We start from the raw sequence: 23,040 nt of genomic DNA on the forward strand, positions 1-23,040 counted from the left end.
ATTTTTGGAGTATGGAACTTTCTGAATCTACACTAGAACGTCTAAAATTGCTAAAAGAGAAATATGCTGCCATTGGTCAGGATCTTGATTCTTATTTAGATGGATTAATTTTTGCAAATCCTTTAGCTTATTGGGATTATATTGAAGTGGATGCACTTTTAAGTTTACAGAAACCAAAAACAGATTTTCCGGATGAGAAGATTTTTATCGTTTATCACCAAATAACTGAGTTGTATTTTTATTTGATACAACATGAGTTAGATCAAATATGCCGAAACGGTAAAATCATATCAGATATAGGTCAAGATTTAGGCTGGAACAAAGAGTTAAAAGCCGATTTTTTCATTGAAAGATTAAAGCGTTGCAATATGTATTTTAATGCTTTAACCAGATCATTTGATATTATGCGTCTGGGAATGGAAAAAGAACAATTTACCAAGTTCAGAATGTCCTTATTATCTGCAAGTGGATTCCAAACAGCATCATATCGTAAAATTGAAATCAGCTGTACAGATTTGAAATATTTGGTTCATGAAAACAAGCGCAAGCAGTTGTGGGATGCAGATATCCATGAACAATTAGACAACATCTATTGGAGAGAAGGAGCAATTGTGGAAGAAACAGGTGAAAAAACATTGACTTTGAGAGATTTTGAAGAGAAGTATCTGGATGAATTTCATGACTTCGCGGATGTTTATCAACCTATGAACTTGTGGAAAAAATACAAATCACTTTCTGATGTTGATCAGGCAAATACTGAATTGATTAAGGAGTTGAGAGAACTGGATGTAAATGTTAATATCAACTGGCCATTGGTTCATTACCGTACTGCAGTTCATTACTTGGCAACAAAGGGTGAAAGCAAAGGTACAGGAGGAACAAATTGGCAAAAGTATCTTCCTCCTAGATTCCAAAGACGTATTTTCTATCCTGAATTGTGGTCAGAGAAAGAAATGGAAGAATGGGGAAAACGTTGGGTAGAAGAAGTATTTGCTGAAACAATCAATACTGAAGAAAAGTTGAAAGACAAACTTTAGTACTTCACAATTTTTTCACGAATAATCTCATTATTGGCAGATTCAATCTGTAAAAAGTACATCCCTGCCGGTAAAATAGAAATATCAATTTCAGAGGTTTTAACTCCTTCCAGCACATTCATTCCGTTTGCATTAAAAAGTACAAAATGGGTCCACTCACCATTTGACTCAATGGTGATGTAATCTTTAGACGGATTTGGAAATACTTTGAATGCAATTGGTTTTAATGTTTCAGTTGAAACAAAGAATTGGGTGCCACATGCTACTCCTGAATTGTATTTAAAATTCAATGATGTTGAAGTATTGCAACCTCCTGATTGAACGTCATAACAAGAACCATAATAATCTAATGCACCTGAAATTGCTGTTGAAGTGACAGTTGGAATATGCCAGGAGTGAAAACAAAAACCTGAGCTATCAGAAGCCACAGCCTCTGATTTACTGGTAATTTTATAACCACAATTCCCTGAATAATAAACCAGCAATGTACTTTCAGGATCATTAAAAGTTAAAGTACTTACTGTTTGTCCGGGTAACTGATTGGTGTAATAAACGTTGCTGATGTCATACGATTCTGTAACGGTATCGCTTGACCAACTATAAGTGGAAGGCATATCTATGTAACCTGAGAAATAATTGGCCTGTTTATACTCTATTGTATAAGTTGCAGTTGTTCCATTAACTGTTTTATCCAGAATCTTTTTTTCATGGTAAATTTCTGTATAAGGTATACTGCCGGAATGCGTGGTATAATTAATTATATCACCAATTTCAATGTCAAACAATTCCTGATTAGTAGGTTTAGTTATTCCAATTGTCGGAAAATCTTGCCCTACCAGTTCATACTGATCTTCAACTGAGACAGAATTGTATGCTACAGGGAAAGAGAACATGGCCATCATAGCATATACACCGTGATTTTTACTCAGTTTTATTTCGGCTGGAGAGAGATTGAAAGCTGTATTGTCGGATGTAATGGAAAAGGTTTTAACCGTGTCTGTATAACCTAAAAAATTGACTTCAGAAATATCAGTTACTGTGGTTAGATATTGAAACCCAAGTTGATCTTCCATCATCAATGAAACTTGTCCAAGTGTATCTAGAGTATGGATAAAAATACTATCCAGATCTTGATTAAAAAATACATTAACACCGTTTGGTTGGACAATTATTTTTTCTCCTATCCAACTACCCTGCAATTTTAAATAGCAATTTCCAGTGGTATCTGAATAATTATTCTGCAACGCTTTAAATGGATATAAAATACTGTCTCCGCTAACAAAATCAACTGAATCACAAGCTATTGCCAAAATAGGGTCATAGTCATTATCGTTGTCATAAGCCATAAAATAATGGACATCAGTTGATCGCACGGATTGGTAATTCTGAGAAAAACCAGCCATGCAAATAGCAGTTAAAAAGAGGGTTAAATGAAACTTCATGGGGACAATTTAATCTAAAATAAAGTCAATTGCAACAGCTTAATAAACTGATACATGCTATTTTATATCTATCAATCAATAGCTAACAGTACACTCTTAATAAAGCTTTGGACTTTTAACATTTTTAAAGGGTTTAACACATTAATTTTGTGTCAATACCCTGAATAATGAGAAACCTTTTCAATTTTAGTATAGTTGTGCTGGCCATTTTTATGGCGGCTTGCGGAAGTAAGAAAAACACAGAAAGTGAAGAAGCTGTTGAGGAAATAGTGATTCCTGAGCCGGTAATTGAATACGGATTCAATCTGGATTCTTTCGTGGTAGAAAGAGATACTGTTCAACCGGGCTGGACTATGAGTCATATGTTTCAAGGGTATGGCCTCACTCAATATCAAATTAACATTGCAGCAGAAATGGCGGCTGATTCTTCAGTTGGATTGCGATACATTAAGGAAGGAAAAGATTACCTGATGTTGTGTGATAGAGAGGACACTGCCAAAAAATTATTGTACTGTATTTATCCTAAAAGTATAGTAGAGTATGTGGTTTTTGATTTTACAACAGATTCAATTATTGTAGAAAAGAGAGAAAAAGAATGGTCAATTGAAGAAAAGATGATTTCAGGTGAGATTATCAAGAATTCAAACCTGACATTTGCCTTGGATCAGCAATTAAAAGACATCAATATGACTGGTGAAATGGCTGAGCATATAGCCGGCGTTTTTGCCTGGACAATTGACTTTTTCCGCTTACATCCAGGTGATGAATTCAAAGCCATTTATACTGAAAAATCTGTGGAGGGTAAACCGTTTTCAGTAGGTGAAATTAAATATGCCTGGTTCAGACATCAAGGATTAGAGTACTATGGGTTCAAATATGTAGTAAATGCGGATAGCAATAAAGTGGGATTCTTTGATGAAAAAGGTAAGGAGATGAAAAGACCTTTCTTGATGGCTCCGGTAAAATATTCAAGAATAAGCTCAGGTTTTACAATGAAACGCTTTCATCCGGTTCAAAAAAGATGGAAATCACATTTGGGAACTGATTACGCAGCTCCACACGGAACACCAATTATGGCTACTGCAGATGGAACGGTAATAGCAGCTTCTTATACCGGTGGAAATGGAAATTATGTAAAAATTTATCATGATGAGGTGTATTCCACTCAGTACCTACACATGTCAGGATTTGCTCCCGGAATTAAAAAAGGAGTACGCGTAAGACAAGGTCAAGTTATTGGATATGTTGGTTCAACAGGCTTGGCTACCGGACCGCATGTATGTTATAGATTCTGGAAAAACGGGAAACAAGTAAATCATAGGGCAGAGAAATTCCCTCCTTCTGTTCCAATGCCTGATTCTATTTTGCCTAAGTATTTGGAGTTTATTGAACCAATTAAGGCAAGATTAGACTCATTGCCAATTACTCCTTATGTTGTGGAAAGTGATTCTATAAATGTGTAAATAGGAATTAAATTCTGATTCCAACTACGCAGATGTCATCTACTTGTTCTAGATTTCCTCTCCATTCTTCAATTCTTTTTTCTAGTATTTCGGATTGCTCTGCCATTGGCTGATTACGCATCTGTAACAACAACATTTTAAGTGATTTGGCTTTGAATTTTTTGCCTTTGTCACCGCCAAACTGATCTGCATATCCATCTGAAAAGAAATAGATAAGATCACCTGGAGAAACTTCTAATGCATGTGTATCAAACTCTTTCATGTCATGAAATTGTCCAATTGGTTGTTTGTTGGCTTTGATTTCTTCTATTTCGTTGCTTTCCTTTTTCAGGATCCAAAGTGGATTATTGGCACCTGCATACTTGATTCTCACTTTACCATCATTAGCCTTAACTAAGGAGATCATAGCAATATCCATCCCGTCCTTTACATCTTCATGAGATTTTTCAAATTCAGCAATAACAAGTTCTCTTGTTTTATTTAATATCTCTCCCGGAATGCTTAACTCAAACTCTCTAACTGCTCTGTTAAGCGCATTGTTGCAGATTACTGAAACCATTGCTCCGGGAACTCCATGTCCTGTACAATCTGCTACCGCCATTAAAACGGTATCTTGAGTTTCTTCTAACCAGTAAAAATCACCGGATACAATATCCTTTGGTCTGTACAGTACAAAGTGTTCAAGATTAATAGAACTGTTAATCAAATCTTGTGTAGGTAAGATGGCTGTTTGGATTCTTTTGGCATAAACGATAGAATCTTTTATTTCTTCGTTTTTCAGTTTAAGTTCATCTGCTTGTGTACTGATTTCTTTGGTTCTTTCTTTTACAACTGATTCTAATGCCTGCTTTTGTTTTATTAGTTTTCTGGTTCTGAATCGTACAATTACAAATAAGCTGAACAAAATTCCAATTGCGGCAATTATTCTAAACCACCATCTCATCCAAAATGGTTTATCAATTTGAAAACTAAAGCTTAATTCATCTTCTGTTATTGCTCCAAATTCATCAGAAGACCTCAACCTAAAAGTATATTCTCCCGGATGAAGGTTAGTGTAGGATGCAAATTTCATGGTGGATGGTTCACTCCAATTTTCATCAAAGTTTTCAAGCTTCCATGTGTAAAGTATTTTCTCCGGAAGGATATAATTGATGGCTCCAAATTCAAACCCTATTGAGTTTTCACTATAAGGAAGCTTTAAATTGGCAGGTAAATGGTGGTTTCCTGTAACTCCTGTACACCAATCTGATGTGTGCCAGTTAACTCGTTCTCCCATCACTTTAATAGAGCGGAGATACTTTATTGAAGGAGTTCCGGAAGAAAAGTCACTTATTTCTTTTGATTCTAATAAAAATAGGCCACTTACGGTTCCAAACCATAATCTACCAGCTTTGTCTCGCAAACTGGCATTTGGATTATTTTGCATTCCAAGAAACCCTCGATCTTCTCCGTAATAATGTGTATTGAATGTTGTATCTGATGTTGCTTTGATAACATACAATCCATTTTCAAATCCTGCCCACACTTCAGATTCCACTGCAAGTAGGGAATAAACAGCCGTAGAATTTTCTAGTTCTTCATTGATTAGATTTTCAATGTTCAGTTTTTGATTTGCTTCGTCATAATCACCATAATATAGTCCAAAACCGTTAGTGCCTAACCATAACTTCCCATTATTGTCAAATGCAATACAAGATATTTCTATAAGGTTTTCAGGGAGTTGTGGAGAAGTGATTTTATTTCCCTCAAATATGTCAATAAAACCTCCTGAATATCCCACCCATACTCTTCCTTTTTGATCAACTTCAATGCATTTTACATCACGACCTGAAATTCCTTTATGGGCCTCAAAGAATTCTACCGAATATCCGTTTGGAGTTATTTTGATTTTGCCTAATCCTTCTTGAGTCCCCACCCAGCAGACATTATCAACCAACTTAATTACATTGACACGTTCATTTAATAAACCTTGTTCCGTGCCAATGTAGCTGATCTTCTTGTTTTTTAGAACGCAAACACCTTTATTAGTTCCCATTAAATATCCATCCTCTGAAAATTGTTGTATTGATGAGACCGTCTTGTTCCAATAATCCGTTTGAAGATCAATATTAGTCAAGTGCGGTTCATTGTTTTCTACTTTATCAATGATGGTTAATCCGCTAAATGTCCCTACCAGAATTTCCCCGTTCATTCCTTGTTCTACTGAAAATACCTGTTCAGACCCAAGTCCTTCTGATTTGGTGAATTGCACAAAATCTTCAGGGTTAAACTTCATTATCCCACCAAAAGATGTCCCTATCCAAATATTGCCAAAAGTGTCTTCACTTAAGCAACGAATGCGTTCACTTGAAAGGCCATTTTCAGCTCGGATTACTTTAAATTGATCCCCATTAAACACGCAAATTCCTGCTGGTGTTCCTACCCAAATGTTATTGTCAGGACCCTCTATCAAATCCATCACTCTGCCATGAGGCATTCCTTCATCAACATTCCATTTTGTTATGTGTTCACCGTCAATTTTATTTAAACCGGATGCTGTTCCTGCCCAAATGATGCCATTGTGATCTACTATAGTTCTCAAAATACGGTCGTCTGAAAGACCTTCGTGGGTAGTGTAAACTGTAATTGATTCTCCTTTATAAATAACCAAACCCTCATCAGTTGACAAGTAGGTTTTGCCATCCTGGTGCAATACATGTCTGATGGATGTGTGAGGTAAATTAAATTTTTCTTTTCGCTCTTGTGATACCCATTTAGTTTTTGGGTCAATTATTGTGACTCCTTTATCTGTTGCTACCCAGATATTTCCTTTTTCATCCTGAGAAATTGAACGAACATGATTGTCATCAAGGCCATTGGTTGTATCTAGGGTGATAAATTCATTGCTGTCGTAATAACACAACCCTTCTGGTGTACCAAACCAAAAAGTTCCTAATCTATCTTGAAAAATTGCACGAATGTCATGTGAGGGCAATCCGTTTTTTCTGGTGTATGTTTTAAAATCATATCCATCAAACTTTGAAACTCCTCCTCCTTCTGTTCCTATCCACAAAAAGCCATGATTGTCTTCAATAATATCATACACACTTGAACGCGCAAGGCCATCCTCTAAAGAATAATGTTTGAAGGCATATTTTTGACTAAGACCTAAGGTGCTTGTAAAGATTAACAGTATAAATAAAAGCCTTCTCATGATATAGTAAAACTAATATACTGCAATTTGACTGCCAACACTTCAGCGGTAGCTAAAAAGTTGGATAAGATGATAAAAATCAGTAAATTCTAACAAGTAGATTTAGGCTTTTTCTATTGGAAATTCGAAACGCTTTCTATCCCATTCAAAGATAAATAGATTGCCTTCCATTCTAAACGTCATGTTTTCAACTGAATCGTCAAGATCAAGAGGGCTTACCTCAAAGCGGATCACATCCTTATTTTCTTTGTAATTGAAAGCACCCCAAACACCGTGCTCTTCCTGGCTCCATTCTTCGTTAAAGATAACTGTCCAATTTCCGGTTTGTCTTGGAATAATAAAAAGGCCGTAAGTGTCAGCATTTACTTTTTTACCATCAATTTTTACGGTTTGATCAAAAGTTACTGCCGTAACTTCATCTGCACCTGCTCTCCAAACTTCATTAAAAGGGACTAAATCTCCCCAAATTACTCTGTTTTTAACTCTGGGTGAACCGTAATTTACTTTAACTGTAATACCGTTAAAAGCGTAAGAGTTGTCTTGTCTTGGACTTTTGCGTTCAACTTGTTCCTGATTTTCTTCTATTTCTTCTGATTGAGTATTTACCTCAATTGTTGAATCAGTATCTGTTGTTTGCTCTTCACCATTCTCTTCTCCACCTTTGCATGAAAGGAAGAAAACTGCTGCTAAAAAGGGTAATGCATATTTCATATGGTCCAAGTTTTAGGCGAAATTACAAAATCATTACAAAAAAGAGGTCGAGAAAATGAATCCCCGACCTCTTAGTTAAACCTACTAACCTTAAATTGCCACTTGTTGTGGATATGGAAAGGTGTTTTAGATTAAATCATTGGCTATTGTTCCCTTTCCAAACTCTTGCTTTATTTATCCAGTATTTCCTGGTATAAATGGTCTAATTTTTTTCTCAAAAAGATGGTGGCGTATCGTTTTCGAGATAACAATGTATTTACCTGTACACCTGTTTTCTCACTAATTTCTTTAAAAGACATTCCTTGAAATTCATGTAATTCAAAAACTTCTCTTTGTTCTTGCGGCAATTCTTCTAAAGCTTCTTCTAGTTCTTGCCATACATTATCTCTGGTCAATAAATCGTCTTGTAAATCCCCTTCATCTGTAATGAAGTCTTGAAAAAACATGGTACCTTCTTCTGCGTCTCCGGCTCTATCCAGATCAGAAAAACTTAAACTCTTCTTTTTTCTATAATTATCAGTAATCTTATTTCTGGCAATTTGAAATAACCATGCACTCATTCGCTCAATTGAGTTAATGTCATGTGATATTTTTGCCAATTGGAAATAGACATCCTGTAGTATATCTTCAGCATCTAGTTTTGAATTCACTCTTTTACGGATAAAGTTGAATAACTTATTTCCCTCTTTCAGAATGATATCAGACACTGTTATTTGTTGTGATAGTTGCATTTTTATTTGCTTTGGTATCTACTAAGACGTGCATACTTCCCTTATATTTTAAAATATCTGCAAAAGGGCTGCTTAACTCAACGAAAAGGGCATTTGTATCTATCAATTAGTGTACGAATAATTACTAAATGACAACGATTATTTCTTTGTGGTTAATTTATTCGGATTTTATGAGGGTCAAATCACCTTAATATCCTAATTTTGCAGTGCGCATTACAATTTCAAATAAATCAGATGTCCGATTACAAAACGATTAAAAACGCTTTAATATCTGTTTTCGATAAACAGGGATTAGATGCGATTGCCAAGAAACTTAATGAATTGGGGGTAACTATCTACTCTACAGGTGGTACACAAACTTATATTGAAGACCTGGGAATTCATGTTGAAAGAGTAGAGGATTTAACTTCATATCCCTCAATTTTAGGGGGACGAGTTAAAACTTTACATCCCAAAGTTTTTGGAGGAATTTTGAACAGGAGATCTAATGAAGGAGATCAGTTGCAAATTGCAGAGTACGAAATTCCAGAAATTGATCTTGTAATTGTGGATTTATATCCTTTTGAAGATACTGTAGCTTCAGGGGCTTCGCATCAAGAAATCATTGAAAAAATTGATATTGGGGGAATATCTTTGATTAGAGCAGCAGCTAAGAATTATGCAGATGTTGTTATTGTTCCTTCCAAAGAACAGTACCAACCTTTATTGGATTGTTTAACTAGAAATGGTGCTGAAACATCTGAAGCAGATAGAAAAGATTTTGCAATGGCTGCATTTGACGTTTCTTCTCATTACGATACTGAAATTTACAAGTATTTCAATCAAGGAAAAAAAGAAGTTTTTAAACAAAGTATATCACAATCTCAAGTTTTGAGATACGGAGAGAACCCTCATCAAAAAGGAGTTTTTTATGGTGATTTAGATGCTATGTTTGAAAAGCTTCACGGCAAAGAGTTATCATACAACAACTTATTGGACGTTGATGCAGCAGTGAATTTGATGGAGGATTTCAAAAATGATAAACCTTCATTTGCTATTTTGAAACATAACAACGCTTGTGGTTTTGCTACAAGAGATTCAATTGAACAAGCATACATTGACGCATTGGCAGGAGATCCTGTTTCAGCATTTGGTGGGATTTTAATTTCAAACACTAAAATTGATGCGGCAACTGCAAAATTGATAGATGATTTGTTTTGTGAAGTTGTAATTGCTCCGGCTTATGATGAAGCTGCTTTGGAAACGTTAAAAAGCAAAAAAAATAGAGTGATTTTGGTACAAAAACCAATTGCACTTCCTAAAAAACAATTCCGTACAATTTTGAACGGAGTTTTAGAACAAGACAAAGATTTGATTTCTGATAAAGCAGAAAATTTTGAATTAAAAACAACTGCTAAACCAACAGAACAAGAAATTAAAGATCTGGAGTTTGCTAATAGATTAGTGAAACACACTAAATCAAACACAATTGTGTTAGCCAAAAATGGTCAATTATTGGCAAGCGGAACTGGTCAAACGTCTAGAGTTGATGCATTAAGACAAGCTATTCACAAAGCACAATCATTCAATTTTGACTTGAATGGAGCGGTGATGGCTTCAGATGCATTTTTCCCTTTTCCTGATTGTGTGGAAATTGCAGATAATGCAGGAATTAAAGCTGTGATTCAACCGGGAGGTTCAATAAAAGATGAGTTGTCAATCAACTATTGCAATGAGCACGGAATGAGCATGGTGTTTACCGGAAATAGACATTTTAAACATTAATAATGAGACAGTTGAGTATAAAATTTAGGCTCAACAGTAACTAAATTGAAAGAATAGAGTAAAATAGAAGGAATGGGCCGAAATCAGCATTTGTAATTATAGACAAAGCGGTCCGCATTATTTACCCGAAAGAAAACCGAGATGGGATTATTTGATTTTTTATCACAGGAGATTGCAATTGATTTGGGAACAGCCAATACTTTGATCATCATGAATGACAAAGTGGTTGTTGATGAACCTTCTATTGTAGCCAAAGACATTCAGAGTGGAAAAGTGGTAGCCATTGGCAAAACTGCTCAACAAATGCACGGAAAGACGCATAAGTTGATTGAGACAATTAGGCCTTTGAAAGATGGTGTGATTGCAGACTTTGAGTCGGCAGAGCAAATGATTAGAGGTTTGATTAAGATGATCAACAAAGGACCAAAAATCATTAATCCATCATTAAAAATGGTGATTTGTATTCCTTCAGGTATTACAGAGGTTGAGAAACGTGCGGTACGTGACTCTGCTGAACATGCAGGAGCCAAAGAAGTATATTTGATTCACGAGCCAATGGCAGCAGCTATCGGTATCGGTATTGATGTTGAAGAGCCAATGGGTAACATGATCATTGATATAGGAGGAGGAACTTCTGAGATTGCCGTAATTGCGCTAGGAGGTATTGTGTGTGATAAATCTATCCGTGTTGCGGGAGATGACTTCACAAGTGATATTGAAGAATACATGAGACGTCAGCACAACATCCTGGTAGGAGAAAGAACAGCTGAACAAATTAAAATTAAAGTAGGTTCTGCCTTAACAGAACTTGATGATGATATTAAACCAGAACCATATGCGGTTCGTGGTCGTGATTTGATGACCGGAATTCCGAAAGAGATTCAAATTACTTATTCTGAAATTGCGCATGCACTTGACAAATCGGTTTCAAAAATTGAAGAGGCGATTTTAAGTGCACTGGAGATGACTCCACCGGAATTATCTGCAGATATTTATAAAACCGGAATTTATTTAGCCGGAGGTGGTTCAATGTTGAGAGGGTTGGATAAACGTATCTCAATGAAAACAAAACTTCCTGTGCACATTGCAGAAGATCCACTAAGAGCTGTTGCTCGTGGAACGAGTATCGCATTAAAGAATATCGATAGATTCCAGTTCTTAATGCGTTAATGTTAATTTAGAAAGATGAATTTAAATGCGAAGACTGCTACAATTTTTAAAGAAATTTAGAGATTTTATCATCTTTTTATTGTTGCAGGTATTCGTATTGACTTTTTTCTTCAATTCCAAAAATTTTCACAAAGCTCAAATGATCAACACCTCTAATGGAGTAGTGGGTTGGTTCGTTGAAAAAAAGCACAATATCACTAAGCATTTTAGCCTCAGTGATGCCAATGATAGTTTGGCTGCTGAAAATGCTCAACTAAGGGCTTTATTGCCTGAAAGTTTCTACAAGCTTCAAGACAAACTTTATTACGTTAATGATACCCTTTACGAGCAACAGTATCAATACATTGAAGCGCAAGTAATCAATGCATCTGACAATAAAAGAGACAATTACTTTACCCTCAATAAAGGAACCAAAAATGGGGTAGAAGAAGGAATGGGTGTAGTTTCAAAAAATGGAACAATCGGTTTCGTTACAGATGCCTCTGCTCACTATTCAATTGTAAAAACGTTGTTGTCTGAAAACATCAATGTTGCTGTTAAATTGAGAAGGAATAATGAACATTGGCTATTAAAATGGGACGGAAAAGACAATGAAATTGTGCAATTAAACGGTGTTACACACGACATAGACATTAGCGAAGGAGATACTGTAGTTACCTGGGGTAATAAAGGAATCTTCCCTGAAAATCAAGTAGTGGGTTATGTAAATGAAATATTTGCGGTGGATGGTAAACCTACCATTAACGTCAATGTAAAATTGGCGGTAAAATTCAGTGCCATTTATCACGTATACGTAGTTAAAAATCTATTTAAAAAAGAACAAGACGAACTAGAAGGCGACTTGTTTAATGAGCAAAATGAACAATAGTTTATTAAAGTACATATTGATTTTTGTGCTCATAGTCCTTATCCAGGGATTAGTGGTCAACAATATTCAACTTAATGAATACTTTGTTCCAATGATCTATCCTTTAATGATTTTGATGTTGCCATTTAACATGAATGCAATTTTATCAATGTTGGTGGGATTGCTTTTAGGATTAAGTGTTGACGCTTTTAGTAATACTTTTGGTTTACATGCATCTGCTGGAATTTTATTAGGATATGTAAGACCAACCTTATTAAATTATATCCAACCAAAAGAAGGATACGAAAATTCACTTTTACCAACTATTCCAGATATGGGATTACCTTGGTATTTGTTGTATACATCTGTAATGCTACTTATCCATCACTTATGGATTTTCTCAGTAGAAATATTCAGATTGGATTTGTTCTTCCTCATTTTAGGTAAAACATTCTTTTCATTGCTATTCTCACTTGGACTCATTATTTTATTCCAGTATATTTTCTATAAGCCAACCAAGTCATGAACAACATTGACAATAGAAAATATGTAATTGCATTGATTTTTACTTTGATTCCGATCATTTTTATCGTTCGCTTGTTTTTCATGCAGGTTGTGGATGATAAATGGAAAGAAAGAGCGGCACAAATTTCTGAAAACAAGGTTGTCACTTATCCTGCAAGGGGAATTGTTTATGACCGAAACAACAAAAAACTAATTTCAAACGAAGTCTATTATGACATTCGTGTAATTCCTGGTCAAACTGATAATCCGGACAGTGTTTCATTTGCCAAGTTGTTAGATATTTCTTTAGAAGAGTATACTGAGCAAATGAATAAGGCAAGAGATTATTCAATGCGAAAGCCGTCAGATTTGGTAAAACAAATTCCACCTGATGAGTTTGCAGATATAGCTCCGGAGTTATACAAGTATCCAGGCTTTTATGAGGTGGAAAGAACTTTGCGTATTTATCCACGTCCTGTTGCCGCTCATGTTTTGGGTTACATGGCAGAAGTTGATTCCAATGACATTAAAAGAGATCCATATTACGCATCAGGAGATATCATTGGTAAAAGTGGAATAGAAAAGAGTTATGAGGAACTACTAAGAGGTAAAAAAGGAGTTAAATACTATTTGCAAGATGCCATTGGATTAGAAACCGGTAGATATGAAGATGGAAACTATGATACACTGGCAGAACAAGGAAAAAACATCACTTTAACCATTGACGGCGATTTGCAAGAGTACGGAGAAAAATTAATGCAAAATAAGAGAGGTGCTATAGTGGCAATTGAGCCGGCTACCGGTGAAATTTTAACCATGATTTCTTCGCCTTCTTATGACCCAAATTTGCTGGTAGGTAGAAGATTAGGAAAAAACTGGGGAGAACTTACAGAGGATACTTTAAAACCACTTTATAACAGAGCCACTCAAGCAAGATATAACCCTGGATCTACATTCAAATTGTTGATGGCACTTATTGCCATGCAAGAAGGAGTGATTGATTCAACGGCTTCATTCCCATGTACAAAAGATCTGGTAGGTTGTCATAATCACCCAACAGCAAGAGGAGTTTCAGACGGAGTTAAAATGTCTTGCAACCCCTATTTCTATTATTTAACCAGAAAGATTATCCAACAAGGAAAATACAAGAGTCATTTTAAAGATGCGGCCTATGGTTTAGATATTTGGGCAGATTATTTATACAGTTTTGGATTGGACAAAGGTTTAAATGTTGACTTCCCGGCAGTAACCTCAGGTCGTATCCCAAATACAGACTTTTACAATAATGAATTCCCTTCTAAATCCAGACCTTATGGTGAATACGCCTGGGCATTTAGTACAATTTATTCAAATTCAATTGGACAGGGAGAAGTTGAGTTGACTCCTTTGGAATTGGCAAATGTAGCCTGTGTAATGGCAAATAGAGGGCATTTTTATTATCCGCATTTTATCAAAGAAATTGAAGATGGTGATATTCCTGAAATTTACAGACAAAGACAAGATTCTAAGGTTGAGCCAAAGTATTTTGGACCGGTAATAGACGGAATGTGGCGTGTTGTTCATGAAGCCGGAGGTACTGCAAGTAGAGCAAGGGTAGATAGTTTAGACATCTGCGGTAAGACAGGAACGGCAGAGAACTTTAAAGTGTATGGTGGTAAAAGAAGACAGTTAAAAGATCACTCAATATTTATTGCTTTTGCACCTAGAAATAATCCCAAAATTGCCATCTCAGTTTACATTGAAAACTCAGGTTTTGGAGGAACATGGGCGGCACCAATTGCCAGTTTGTTGATAGAAAAATATATTACAGGAGAGATTAAAGACAAAGCGAAAGAACAGAGAATTCTTGAGGCAGATTTGATGCCAATAGAAATCATGAATTACAAGAAGAATAGATAGTGAGAGGAAAAAGTGAGAAAATATGGGCAGATGTAGATTGGACAATTGTGTTGATCTATTTTGTGATTATTGGATTGAGCGTTTCCAATATCTATTCTGCTGTATATGATCCTGAAAAACCCGGTTTGTTTAATTTGGGAACAGAGCACGGAAAGCAGATAATGTGGGCCGGAGTTTCTTTGTTTTTGGGGGTAATTATCATGTTTTTGGATGGGTCGTTCATCAGAAAATCTGCCTATTGGGTGTATGGTGTTATTGTGTTTATGCTAGTGGCTGTATTGTTCACTGAACCTATAAATGGAGCCAAGTCCTGGTTTGGTTTTGGTTCATTTGGTATACAACCCTCTGAGCTTGGTAAGTTAGGGGCAGCTTTGGCTCTTTCAGCACATTTGGCTAGTATGCCGGCATTAAAAGCAAGACAAAAACCGAGTATAAGCGTAAGCTATTTTGCAGATCTTTTTAATACACATTGGAAAACATTAGTGATACTGGGTATTCCGGCAATATTAGTTTTGTTGCAGCCGGATATGGGAACCTTTATCATATTCACCTCTTTTATATTGGTGTTATATAGAGAAGGATATGCCGGGAATATTCTTTTATTCATGGTAATTGCGGTGATCATTGCAGTAATTACTTTAATTGTGGCAGATTCAACTTATATGCTGCCGGGATTAAAGATTAAAATGTCCGGTAAAACAGGAATAGTGGTGTCTCTCTTATTGATGGGATTGACCTTTTTCTTCATTATTAAATACTTTGTTTTAAAGAGAAACAGACCACCATTGTACAGAGCTTTAGTCGGAAGTTTGGTGGTGGCTATTTTATTTGTCAATTTTATTGAATGGGGATATTCTACCTTTTTACAGGATCATCAAAAGACAAGAATTGATTTGGTGCTGGGTAAAATTGAGGATCCCAATGGTGAAGGGTATAACATCAATAGAGCTAAAGCGGCAATTGGTTCAGGTGGATTTGCGGGGAAAGGATATAAGCAAGCCACTTTAGCAAATGCACAGCAAGGGCACGTTCCTATGCAGTCTACAGACTTTATTTTTTGTACCTGGTCTGAAGAAAGAGGATTTATTGGTTCCTTTTTTCTTGTCTTGTTGTACACTATTTTATTAATTAAACTAGTGTCTATTGCTGAACGACAACGATCCAAATTTACCCGGATATTTGCATACAGTGTTGCGGGAATCTTCTTTTACCATTTTATGATTAATGTTGGAATGGCTATTGGTTTAGCACCCGTAATTGGAATTCCTTTGCCATTATTTAGTTATGGAGGATCGCAAGTACTTACCTTTTCTTTACTCCTGTTTATATTGGTTAAATTAGATTCTGAAAGAAAAATTGTATTGCAGTAATGAAGCCTCAAATTCCCGTAAGCTCTCAAATCTTTATTCTATTATTACTAGTATTAGTTTCAAGTTATTTTGCACAAATATTGGCCTCTATTGGTATTACTGCCATAGCTGGGAGTGATGTAGCAACAGCTGATCTGAATCAACCAAAATACATGTATATAATTGTTTTTTGTACTCAACTTGCCATGTTTTTATTAGGCGTATTAGCCTTTCTTAAGATTATTGGAAAAACCTTTAAACAAGAGTTTGATTGGACAAAATTCAATAGTAAGAATCTATTAAAGGTGCTCGGTGTCTTTATTTTGGCCTTTGTAGTTGTAGAGCCTTTATCAAGGGCCAATTTGTGGTTGATGGATCAATATCCAACTTCTATGTTTTATGAAATGGCTATAGAACAAAAGGAGAAGTATGCAGTATGGTTCAATGTTGAAAAACCTGAGCTTTTTCCATTTGCGCTTATAATTTATGGATTGGTACCTGCAATAGTAGAAGAGTTATTATTTAGAGGTCTTTTATTGAAAAAGTTATGGTTAGTGAGTAATAAAATGCACTTTGGTGTTATTGTGTCTTCATTAATATTTGCGGCTATTCACGTACAGCCATGGAATTTGTTACCTATGATTTTTATGGGACTGGTTTTAGGATACATTTATGTTTATACCAAAGACATCAGGTATAACATATTGGCGCATTTTTTATTCAATGCCTTAAATCTGGTTGTGGCATTTTACTTTCCTGAATGGATATAAAAAAATCCCCTCTCAAAAATGAGAAGGGATCGAACTTTAAAATTAAAATGCCGATTGGCTTTCAATATTATTTTTTAGCTTCTTTATCAGCTGAGTAATTGATCTTAATAGCATTGATACTAGTCAACTCCTCTTTCACATCTGATACGATTCTCATACCAACATCTTTGTGAACTTTAAGCGAAGTAACAATGTCAAAAGGACGTTTACCTTCACGTGTTTTTCCTTGTTTCCAGTCACTAACAACGTTTACGTCAGAAATCAATTGATCATCTAATTGGATACGTGGTTCAGAACCCATTTCCTTATCTAGTGGAAATCCAATGTAAATGAAATCAACATTATCCTTGTCCTCTAATTCTTCAGCTTGAGTAGCTTTAGGTTTTTTAATTTCAACCTGATATTCTACCTCTTTCATTGTAGTAGCTACCATGAAAAAGAACAATAGCATGAAGATGATATCAGGTAGTGCTGAAGTATTTACTCCAGGTACATCCTTTTTTCCTCCTTTATTAAACTTTCCCATAATAGATTACTTTTCAATTTTAGCTTCTACAATTCTCTCCGGAACCAAAACTCTTAACTTCATAATCAAGTCTTGATCTTTTGGATCATCCTCTCTCAATGCATAGTAGTCTCTATTCCAAATCTCTTCGCATTTTTTAGCTCTCAATTCATTGACAACTTTTTTCAATACGTTTTGAATTTGAATGTACAAACCATAAGAGGTACGTGCCTGATTTTCCAATTTAATTACAGCAAGTTTAAATAACTCACGGTATGAATTTCCAGGCAATTCTTGACACAACTTCAATTTAGTTTTCCAACTTTCCAACTCATTATTTAAATAAGTATCTTTTGGATTTTCTTCCACTGCTTTTTGAAATTCAGCTATTTTTTGCTGGCAAGTAGGAATATCAACGGTTGAATATTTTGGCATAGTTTTATCCGTTTCGGTTCTCTCATTTGCCGTATAAAAATCCATTACAATTTCCTCTAAATCCTCAATTTCAGTCAATTTGTCCTCAACCAACAATTGATCATTTGAATTTGCCTTGATATACAAAATATCTCTGTCATTAATTTCTACAGGTGGATATTTAATTGTTTCATCTCTCTTCAATGGCAACGTACGTGCAATACCGGCATCCACTTCCATGGTTGTAGTTACCAGGAAGAAAATCAAAAGCAAGAAGGCAATGTCCGCCATTGATCCCGCATTGATTTCTTGTAACTCTCTTTTTGCCATAATTATTCTTTATTAATTCAATTAATTAGAGAAGTATTTCTTCATATTCATTACCGTACCAATCAAGATCAATACGATAGCAATACCCACTAAAATGAAAGTACCTTTAATTCCGGCACCACCCCATTTTAATGCTTCTGGTGTTGCATTTGCAGCTGATTCTTCAGTTTTCAATAAAGCAGGAATCATCTCGTCTGATGCGATTCCGTATGAAATCAAAGCTAAAACTCCAAAAATTGCAATCCCAATTGCAGGGCGAATAAATCTCTTAGGGTTTTGAATAATGCTCCAGATAGAAAAGATTGCAATAGCTCCCAATCCCATATAGACCAAAATCACAGAATAGTTGGCAGAATTTGATACTGCCACAGGGTCATTCACCGGTAAATTTGTTTCAGGGTCAATTTCTGTTTGCATTGCTCCTACGATCAATACAACCCCGATAACAAATAGGATGATAACTCCTATAGTTCTTATTAATCCGACTACTTTCTCGCTCATAGTTTTTCGTTTATGCGTTTATTAGTAGGGATACAATTATTGCGGTCTTGAAGCTGCGTCATGCTTGATCAATACATCAATCAATGAGATTGAAGCATCTTCCATGTCATTAACAAGGCTATCAATTTTCGCCAACAAGTAATTGTAAAATATTTGTAGGATAATCGCAACGATCAATCCGAATACTGTTGTTAATAAGGCTACTTTAATACCTACCGCAACAACCTCAGCAGAAATTGTTCCTGCGTTTGCGATATCATCAAATGCCTGAATCATCCCGATTACAGTTCCCATAAACCCTAGCATTGGTGCCAAAGCAATGAATAACCCAATCCAAGACATTCCTTTTTCCATTAATCCCATTTGTACACCACCGTAAGCAACAACTGCTTTTTCTACGTGGTCAATTCCTTCGTCAGATCTATCTAAACCTTGATAGAAAATTGAAGCAACAGGTCCTCTTGTGTTTCTACATACTTCTTTAGCAGCTTCAATTCCTCCTGAAGCTAAAGCATCTTCAACATCCTGAACCAATTTCTTAGTGTTAGTAGTTGCTAAGTTCAAGTAAACGATTCTTTCAATGATCAATGCCAATCCTAGAATCAAACAAAGCAATACAATACCCATAAATAAAGGTCCACCCTCAATAAATCTAGTTTTTAATTGAGTAGTGATTGAGAATCCTCCCTGATCGTCATCACCTTCTGCAGCTTTTCCGTCATCTGTTAGATCAGCTGGTGGAGGGGTAACGTCTTGTGTAGCTGTAGTATCCTCAACTACCTGAGTTGTATCCTCTGTTTCATCTGGAGTTTGAGCTACAGCATTTGTAGACACTCCAAAGGTTATAAAACCTGCAATAGCGATTAATGCCAATACTTTTTTCATTTTTCTATAATTTATTTTAAAGTTCCTTGCGTTTTCGGGGTTTTAATGATTTTTGGTTTAGTAGCCCGAAAATGCGATTGCTAAAGTACAAAATTTTCTAACTTATGCTAATTACAGGGGTATTTTTCAACCCTTTGCTATCTTATTAAATTGTTACTTCTCCGCAGATGTTTTTATTCAGCATTTGAATGCGTTCTTCCTGATCCTTGTATTTTCCTAATACATACATCATTTTAGTCACCGCAGCTTCAGTGGTAATGTCTCTTCCACTGATAACAGAAAGCCTTCTAAAATGAGCAGAAGATTGGTATAATCCTAGCACCACATTTCCCTGTGCACATTGGGTAATGTTTAAAACAATACCTCCTGCTGTCATGTAATCTGCAATCATTTTTTCAAATGTTGGATTGGTAAAACTGTTCCCATTTCCAAATGTCTCTAAAATGATTCCTTCTACCTCGTTTATGTCAAAAATGGATTTGTAATGTTCTACTTCCATTCCCGGAAACAACTTAATAAGGGCAACGTTAGGGTTAAAATCTGTGAAAAGCTCAAGCTCATTAAACTCTGACCTGTAAAGCGCATTTTGATTGATGCGAATATTGGTTCCTGCTTCCGCTAACAATGGATAGTTGTAGCTTTTAAACGCCTCAAAATTAAAGGTGCTTATTTTACTAACTCTATTTCCACTGTATAACTGAAATTCAAAGTACAATGCTACTTGTTGAATCACTGAACGACCACTCATATTTACCATACCGGCAATTTCAATGGCTGTGATTAAATTTTCCTTCCCGTCTGTTCGAATTTGTCCAATTGGCAATTGTGATCCTGTAAAAACTACCGGCTTTTTTAATCCCTGCAACATAAAACTTAATGCAGAGGTTGTAAAAGCCATGGTGTCTGTTCCATGAAGCACAACAAATCCGTTGTAATCAGCATAATTGTCAAAGATCGTTTTTGCTACGTCTCCCCACTTTTGAGGATTCATATCTGAAGAGTCTATGGGCTCTTCAACCGAAAAAGTATCTAATTCGTAGTCAAACTGTTTTAATTCAGGAATGTTGCCATACAACGATTCAAAATCAAACGGTTTAAGCGCACCGGTTTCAGGATCATTGATCATACCAATGGTTCCGCCAGTGTAAATAATTAGGACCTTTGGGTTTTTCATTTAATCGTTCGTTTTGACTTACTTCTTTGTTGAAGCATTCACGAAAATAATCATTTCAATTGTCCTTGCAGACTTTGTCCATGAATTTCCCGAACGACTAATTGCAAATGTATAACAGAAGTAAGTATTTACTCTGCCCTAATTGACTGTGTGGTATTGGTGATTGATTAAGATGATGTTTAAAGCCCAAAAAGCGATTGTGCGTTTTGAGTAGTGATCTCGGCCACTTTTTCAATTCCCACATTTTTAACTTCTGCTAGTTTGGATGCCACATAGGTGATGTATGAAGATTCATTGCGTTTACCTCTAAAAGGAGTGGGAGCCAGGTAAGGAGAATCTGTCTCTAAAACCAAATGTTCTAAATCGATTTGTTCTATCACTTGATCTAATCCACTGTTTTTAAATGTGAGTACTCCTCCAATTCCCAATTTAAATCCACCATAGTTTAGAATATGATGAGCTTGCTCAATTGTTCCTGTAAAACAATGAAAAACACCACTTAAATTATCATCATTTAAAGCATCAACTATTTCAAATGTTTCATCAAATGCATCTCTAACATGAATCACAATAGGAAGCTTTAACTCTTTGGCCCATTCAATTTGTTGTGCAAATGCTTTTTGCTGAAATTCCTTTGTCGATTGATCCCAATAAAGATCCACTCCAATTTCTCCAACAGCACAATATTTATTTTGGAATAAATGATCCTTGATCACTGCCATTTGTTGTTCCCAATCTTGAGTAACAGAGCAAGGGTGTAATCCCATCATAGGAATGCACTTACCGGGAAAGGATTCGGCTAAATTGTGCATGGCATCTATTGATTCTAGATCAATATTAGGTAGCAACATCTGATTCACACCTTCTGAAAGTGCTTTTTCTACAACTTGATTTCTGTCTTCCTCAAACTGCTCAACAAATAAATGGGTGTGTGTGTCTATAAATTGCATGATGCAAAATTACTAAGAAGATTTTGATGAAGGATATTGAGAAAATGTAGGTTTTCTAGATTCCTGACTCTTGAATCTATTAATGCCAATCTGGACAAGTATCACAACCGTTTTTAGTACGCACGTACCAAAGTACACCAACTGCAATTTCCCAGGAAGCATACATAAACTTATGTCTTGCATAATGCTCCTGACGTTGAATAGTAGCATTTTTAGGTAGATGTATAAAGCCGGTTGAGAAGTTATTCAAGACAAAAAATCTATTCCAAAAATCAAATCTTACACCACCATTTAGTGAAATACCGTATCCTGCAAATTTCAGTGTTGAATGATAAATTTCTCCGTCCCAATTAAAATCTGTTTGTGTAATAACCGGCCCAAACCCACCACCAAATCTTCTGTGAATCACAAATTTTTTATTGTTGGTCTTATAAAGTGGTGCAGTATTATTAAGTTGGAGTGAAATGTAATTTAAACCGTTCGAATTTTCATAATGAAGGTCATCCGGTTTAATCAATATTTTTCCATCACTATCTGTATAAACACCATTCAACGAGCTATTGGTTGTACCTTCAATAACACCATTAACATAAAGGTGTTGCCAATCTCTCATTACGTATTTGAAGTGATCGTATCCTAAAGAAAAATCCCAACGGTGTTTGTAGTACCAACCTATACGTACACTAAATTGAGGAACAGTAAACTTTGAAGGATTAAAATAGGTTCCGGCATCATTGCAAGGATTGTCCTTTGCAGCTGCGTTCATCAGAGTAAAATTGTAGGTAGGGCTGTAAAAATTGATGTTACTTTTTGTATAGATTGATCTATTATATCCCCAGTACAAGTACATGGCATTTTGTTGATTACCAAACTTTTTCTTGTACGAATAACGTTGGCTATATCCTATAAAAGACAAGCCAATAAAAAGCATCATTAAATATACCTTACGTCCTAACATCTATTGTTTATAAGGATTCCTCCCAAAATTGTTACGTTTTGACAAAAATAAAACTAAATTAGTTACCAATGGCAGATCACAATGATTTAGGAGTAGCTGGTGAAGAATTAGCAGTGGATTTTTTAGTCAATAAAGGACACACAATTCTCAGTAGAAATTATCGTTTTCAAAAAATGGAAATAGATATAATATCTGAGTGGGGAAATATGCTTGTTGTAACAGAAGTAAAGACCAGGCAGAGCAGTTATCTTACCGATCCAAATGAAATTCTCTCCTTGTCAAAGCAGAGATTTCTCATTAAAGCTGCTGATCAATATATCAAGGAAAATGAAATTGATAAGGATTGTAGGTTTGATCTGGTCATTATTGTTTTAAATGAAAAACAAAAAGAAATAGAGCATATTGAAGATGCTTTTTATCCAATGCTTTAATAATTAGGTTCA

21 protein-coding genes are annotated in these 23,040 nt (G+C 35.6%); 10 read left to right on the forward strand and 11 right to left on the reverse strand.

Features of this window, described 5'->3' with window-relative positions; genetic code table 11:
• Positions 1 to 11: 11 nt before the first annotated feature.
• Positions 12 to 1,037, forward strand: coding sequence for a tryptophan 2,3-dioxygenase family protein (locus tag K6119_RS13135; RefSeq protein ID WP_221832403.1), 1,026 nt, complete (start codon positions 12 to 14; stop codon positions 1,035 to 1,037).
• Here K6119_RS13135 and K6119_RS13140 read toward each other — a convergent pair.
• A complete protein-coding gene (locus tag K6119_RS13140) occupies positions 1,034 to 2,479 on the reverse strand; it encodes a T9SS type A sorting domain-containing protein (protein ID WP_221832405.1) in 1,446 nt (481 codons plus the stop codon). The genes K6119_RS13135 and K6119_RS13140 overlap by 4 nt on opposite strands.
• Positions 2,480 to 2,646: 167 nt before the next feature.
• Between K6119_RS13140 and K6119_RS13145 the strand changes: the two genes are divergently transcribed.
• Positions 2,647 to 3,942: a M23 family metallopeptidase gene (locus K6119_RS13145; protein ID WP_221832406.1), complete on the forward strand. Its 1,296-nt coding sequence runs from the start codon at positions 2,647 to 2,649 to the stop codon at positions 3,940 to 3,942.
• A 7-nt stretch (positions 3,943 to 3,949) separates the two neighbouring features.
• On the opposite strand, the gene K6119_RS13150 is transcribed toward K6119_RS13145, so the two are convergent.
• From K6119_RS13150 to K6119_RS13160, 3 genes are all read right to left on the reverse strand, one after another.
• A complete protein-coding gene (locus tag K6119_RS13150) occupies positions 3,950 to 7,135 on the reverse strand; it encodes a two-component regulator propeller domain-containing protein (protein WP_221832408.1) in 3,186 nt (1,061 codons plus the stop codon).
• 102 nt (positions 7,136 to 7,237) lie between these two features.
• Complete coding sequence (locus K6119_RS13155) at positions 7,238 to 7,846, reverse strand: DUF2911 domain-containing protein (RefSeq protein ID WP_221832411.1); 609 nt, start codon at positions 7,844 to 7,846, stop codon at positions 7,238 to 7,240.
• Positions 7,847 to 8,016: 170 nt separating this feature from the next.
• A complete protein-coding gene (locus K6119_RS13160) occupies positions 8,017 to 8,577 on the reverse strand; it encodes an RNA polymerase sigma factor (RefSeq protein WP_221832413.1) in 561 nt (186 codons plus the stop codon).
• Between the two features lie 234 nt (positions 8,578 to 8,811).
• Between K6119_RS13160 and purH the strand changes: the two genes are divergently transcribed.
• The 7 genes from purH to K6119_RS13195 all read left to right on the forward strand — a co-directional run bounded on the left by purH (position 8,812) and on the right by K6119_RS13195 (position 16,880).
• Positions 8,812 to 10,341, forward strand: coding sequence for a bifunctional phosphoribosylaminoimidazolecarboxamide formyltransferase/IMP cyclohydrolase (purH, locus tag K6119_RS13165; RefSeq protein WP_221832414.1), 1,530 nt, complete (start codon positions 8,812 to 8,814; stop codon positions 10,339 to 10,341).
• Between the two features lie 141 nt (positions 10,342 to 10,482).
• A complete protein-coding gene (locus tag K6119_RS13170; protein ID WP_221832415.1) occupies positions 10,483 to 11,511 on the forward strand; it encodes a rod shape-determining protein in 1,029 nt (342 codons plus the stop codon).
• Between the two features lie 25 nt (positions 11,512 to 11,536).
• Entirely contained in the window at positions 11,537 to 12,379 is an 843-nt protein-coding gene (gene mreC / locus K6119_RS13175; protein WP_221832416.1) for a rod shape-determining protein MreC, read from the forward strand.
• Complete coding sequence (locus K6119_RS13180) at positions 12,369 to 12,884, forward strand: hypothetical protein (protein WP_221832417.1); 516 nt, start codon at positions 12,369 to 12,371, stop codon at positions 12,882 to 12,884. Before mreC ends, K6119_RS13180 begins: the two co-directional genes overlap by 11 nt.
• Entirely contained in the window at positions 12,881 to 14,761 is a 1,881-nt protein-coding gene (locus tag K6119_RS13185; RefSeq protein ID WP_221832418.1) for a peptidoglycan D,D-transpeptidase FtsI family protein, read from the forward strand. The genes K6119_RS13180 and K6119_RS13185 overlap by 4 nt, the downstream gene beginning before the upstream one ends.
• Positions 14,761 to 16,131: a rod shape-determining protein RodA gene (rodA, locus tag K6119_RS13190; RefSeq protein ID WP_221832419.1), complete on the forward strand. Its 1,371-nt coding sequence runs from the start codon at positions 14,761 to 14,763 to the stop codon at positions 16,129 to 16,131. The genes K6119_RS13185 and rodA overlap by 1 nt, the downstream gene beginning before the upstream one ends.
• The gene (locus tag K6119_RS13195; protein ID WP_221832420.1) at positions 16,131 to 16,880 is read left to right on the forward strand and encodes a CPBP family intramembrane glutamic endopeptidase; all 750 of its coding nucleotides are present in this window, start codon (positions 16,131 to 16,133) and stop codon (positions 16,878 to 16,880) included. The genes rodA and K6119_RS13195 overlap by 1 nt, the downstream gene beginning before the upstream one ends.
• 67 nt (positions 16,881 to 16,947) lie before the next feature.
• On the opposite strand, the gene K6119_RS13200 is transcribed toward K6119_RS13195, so the two are convergent.
• From K6119_RS13200 to K6119_RS13230, 7 genes are all read right to left on the reverse strand, one after another.
• Entirely contained in the window at positions 16,948 to 17,406 is a 459-nt protein-coding gene (locus K6119_RS13200) for an ExbD/TolR family protein (RefSeq protein ID WP_221832423.1), read from the reverse strand.
• A 6-nt stretch (positions 17,407 to 17,412) separates the two neighbouring features.
• A complete protein-coding gene (locus tag K6119_RS13205; protein WP_221832425.1) occupies positions 17,413 to 18,129 on the reverse strand; it encodes an ExbD/TolR family protein in 717 nt (238 codons plus the stop codon).
• Positions 18,130 to 18,150: 21 nt separating this feature from the next.
• Positions 18,151 to 18,630, reverse strand: coding sequence for a hypothetical protein (locus K6119_RS13210; protein WP_221832427.1), 480 nt, complete (start codon positions 18,628 to 18,630; stop codon positions 18,151 to 18,153).
• A gap of 36 nt (positions 18,631 to 18,666) precedes the next feature.
• Positions 18,667 to 19,515, reverse strand: a complete 849-nt coding sequence (locus tag K6119_RS13215; protein WP_221832429.1) for a MotA/TolQ/ExbB proton channel family protein — start codon at positions 19,513 to 19,515, stop codon at positions 18,667 to 18,669.
• A 145-nt stretch (positions 19,516 to 19,660) separates the two neighbouring features.
• Entirely contained in the window at positions 19,661 to 20,689 is a 1,029-nt protein-coding gene (locus K6119_RS13220) for an asparaginase (RefSeq protein ID WP_221832431.1), read from the reverse strand.
• A gap of 179 nt (positions 20,690 to 20,868) precedes the next feature.
• Positions 20,869 to 21,639, reverse strand: coding sequence for a TatD family hydrolase (locus K6119_RS13225; protein ID WP_221832432.1), 771 nt, complete (start codon positions 21,637 to 21,639; stop codon positions 20,869 to 20,871).
• A 79-nt stretch (positions 21,640 to 21,718) separates the two neighbouring features.
• Positions 21,719 to 22,597 (reverse strand): hypothetical protein, encoded by an 879-nt coding sequence (locus K6119_RS13230; RefSeq protein WP_221832435.1) that lies wholly within the window; start codon positions 22,595 to 22,597, stop codon positions 21,719 to 21,721.
• Positions 22,598 to 22,665: 68 nt separating this feature from the next.
• Here K6119_RS13230 and K6119_RS13235 point away from each other — a divergent pair, with 68 nt between their 5' ends.
• The gene (locus tag K6119_RS13235) at positions 22,666 to 23,028 is read left to right on the forward strand and encodes a YraN family protein (RefSeq protein WP_221832437.1); all 363 of its coding nucleotides are present in this window, start codon (positions 22,666 to 22,668) and stop codon (positions 23,026 to 23,028) included.
• Positions 23,029 to 23,040 lie beyond the last annotated feature (12 nt).

It is taken from the genome of Paracrocinitomix mangrovi (assembly GCF_019740355.2).
Classification (GTDB): domain Bacteria; phylum Bacteroidota; class Bacteroidia; order Flavobacteriales_D; family Crocinitomicaceae; genus Paracrocinitomix; species Paracrocinitomix mangrovi.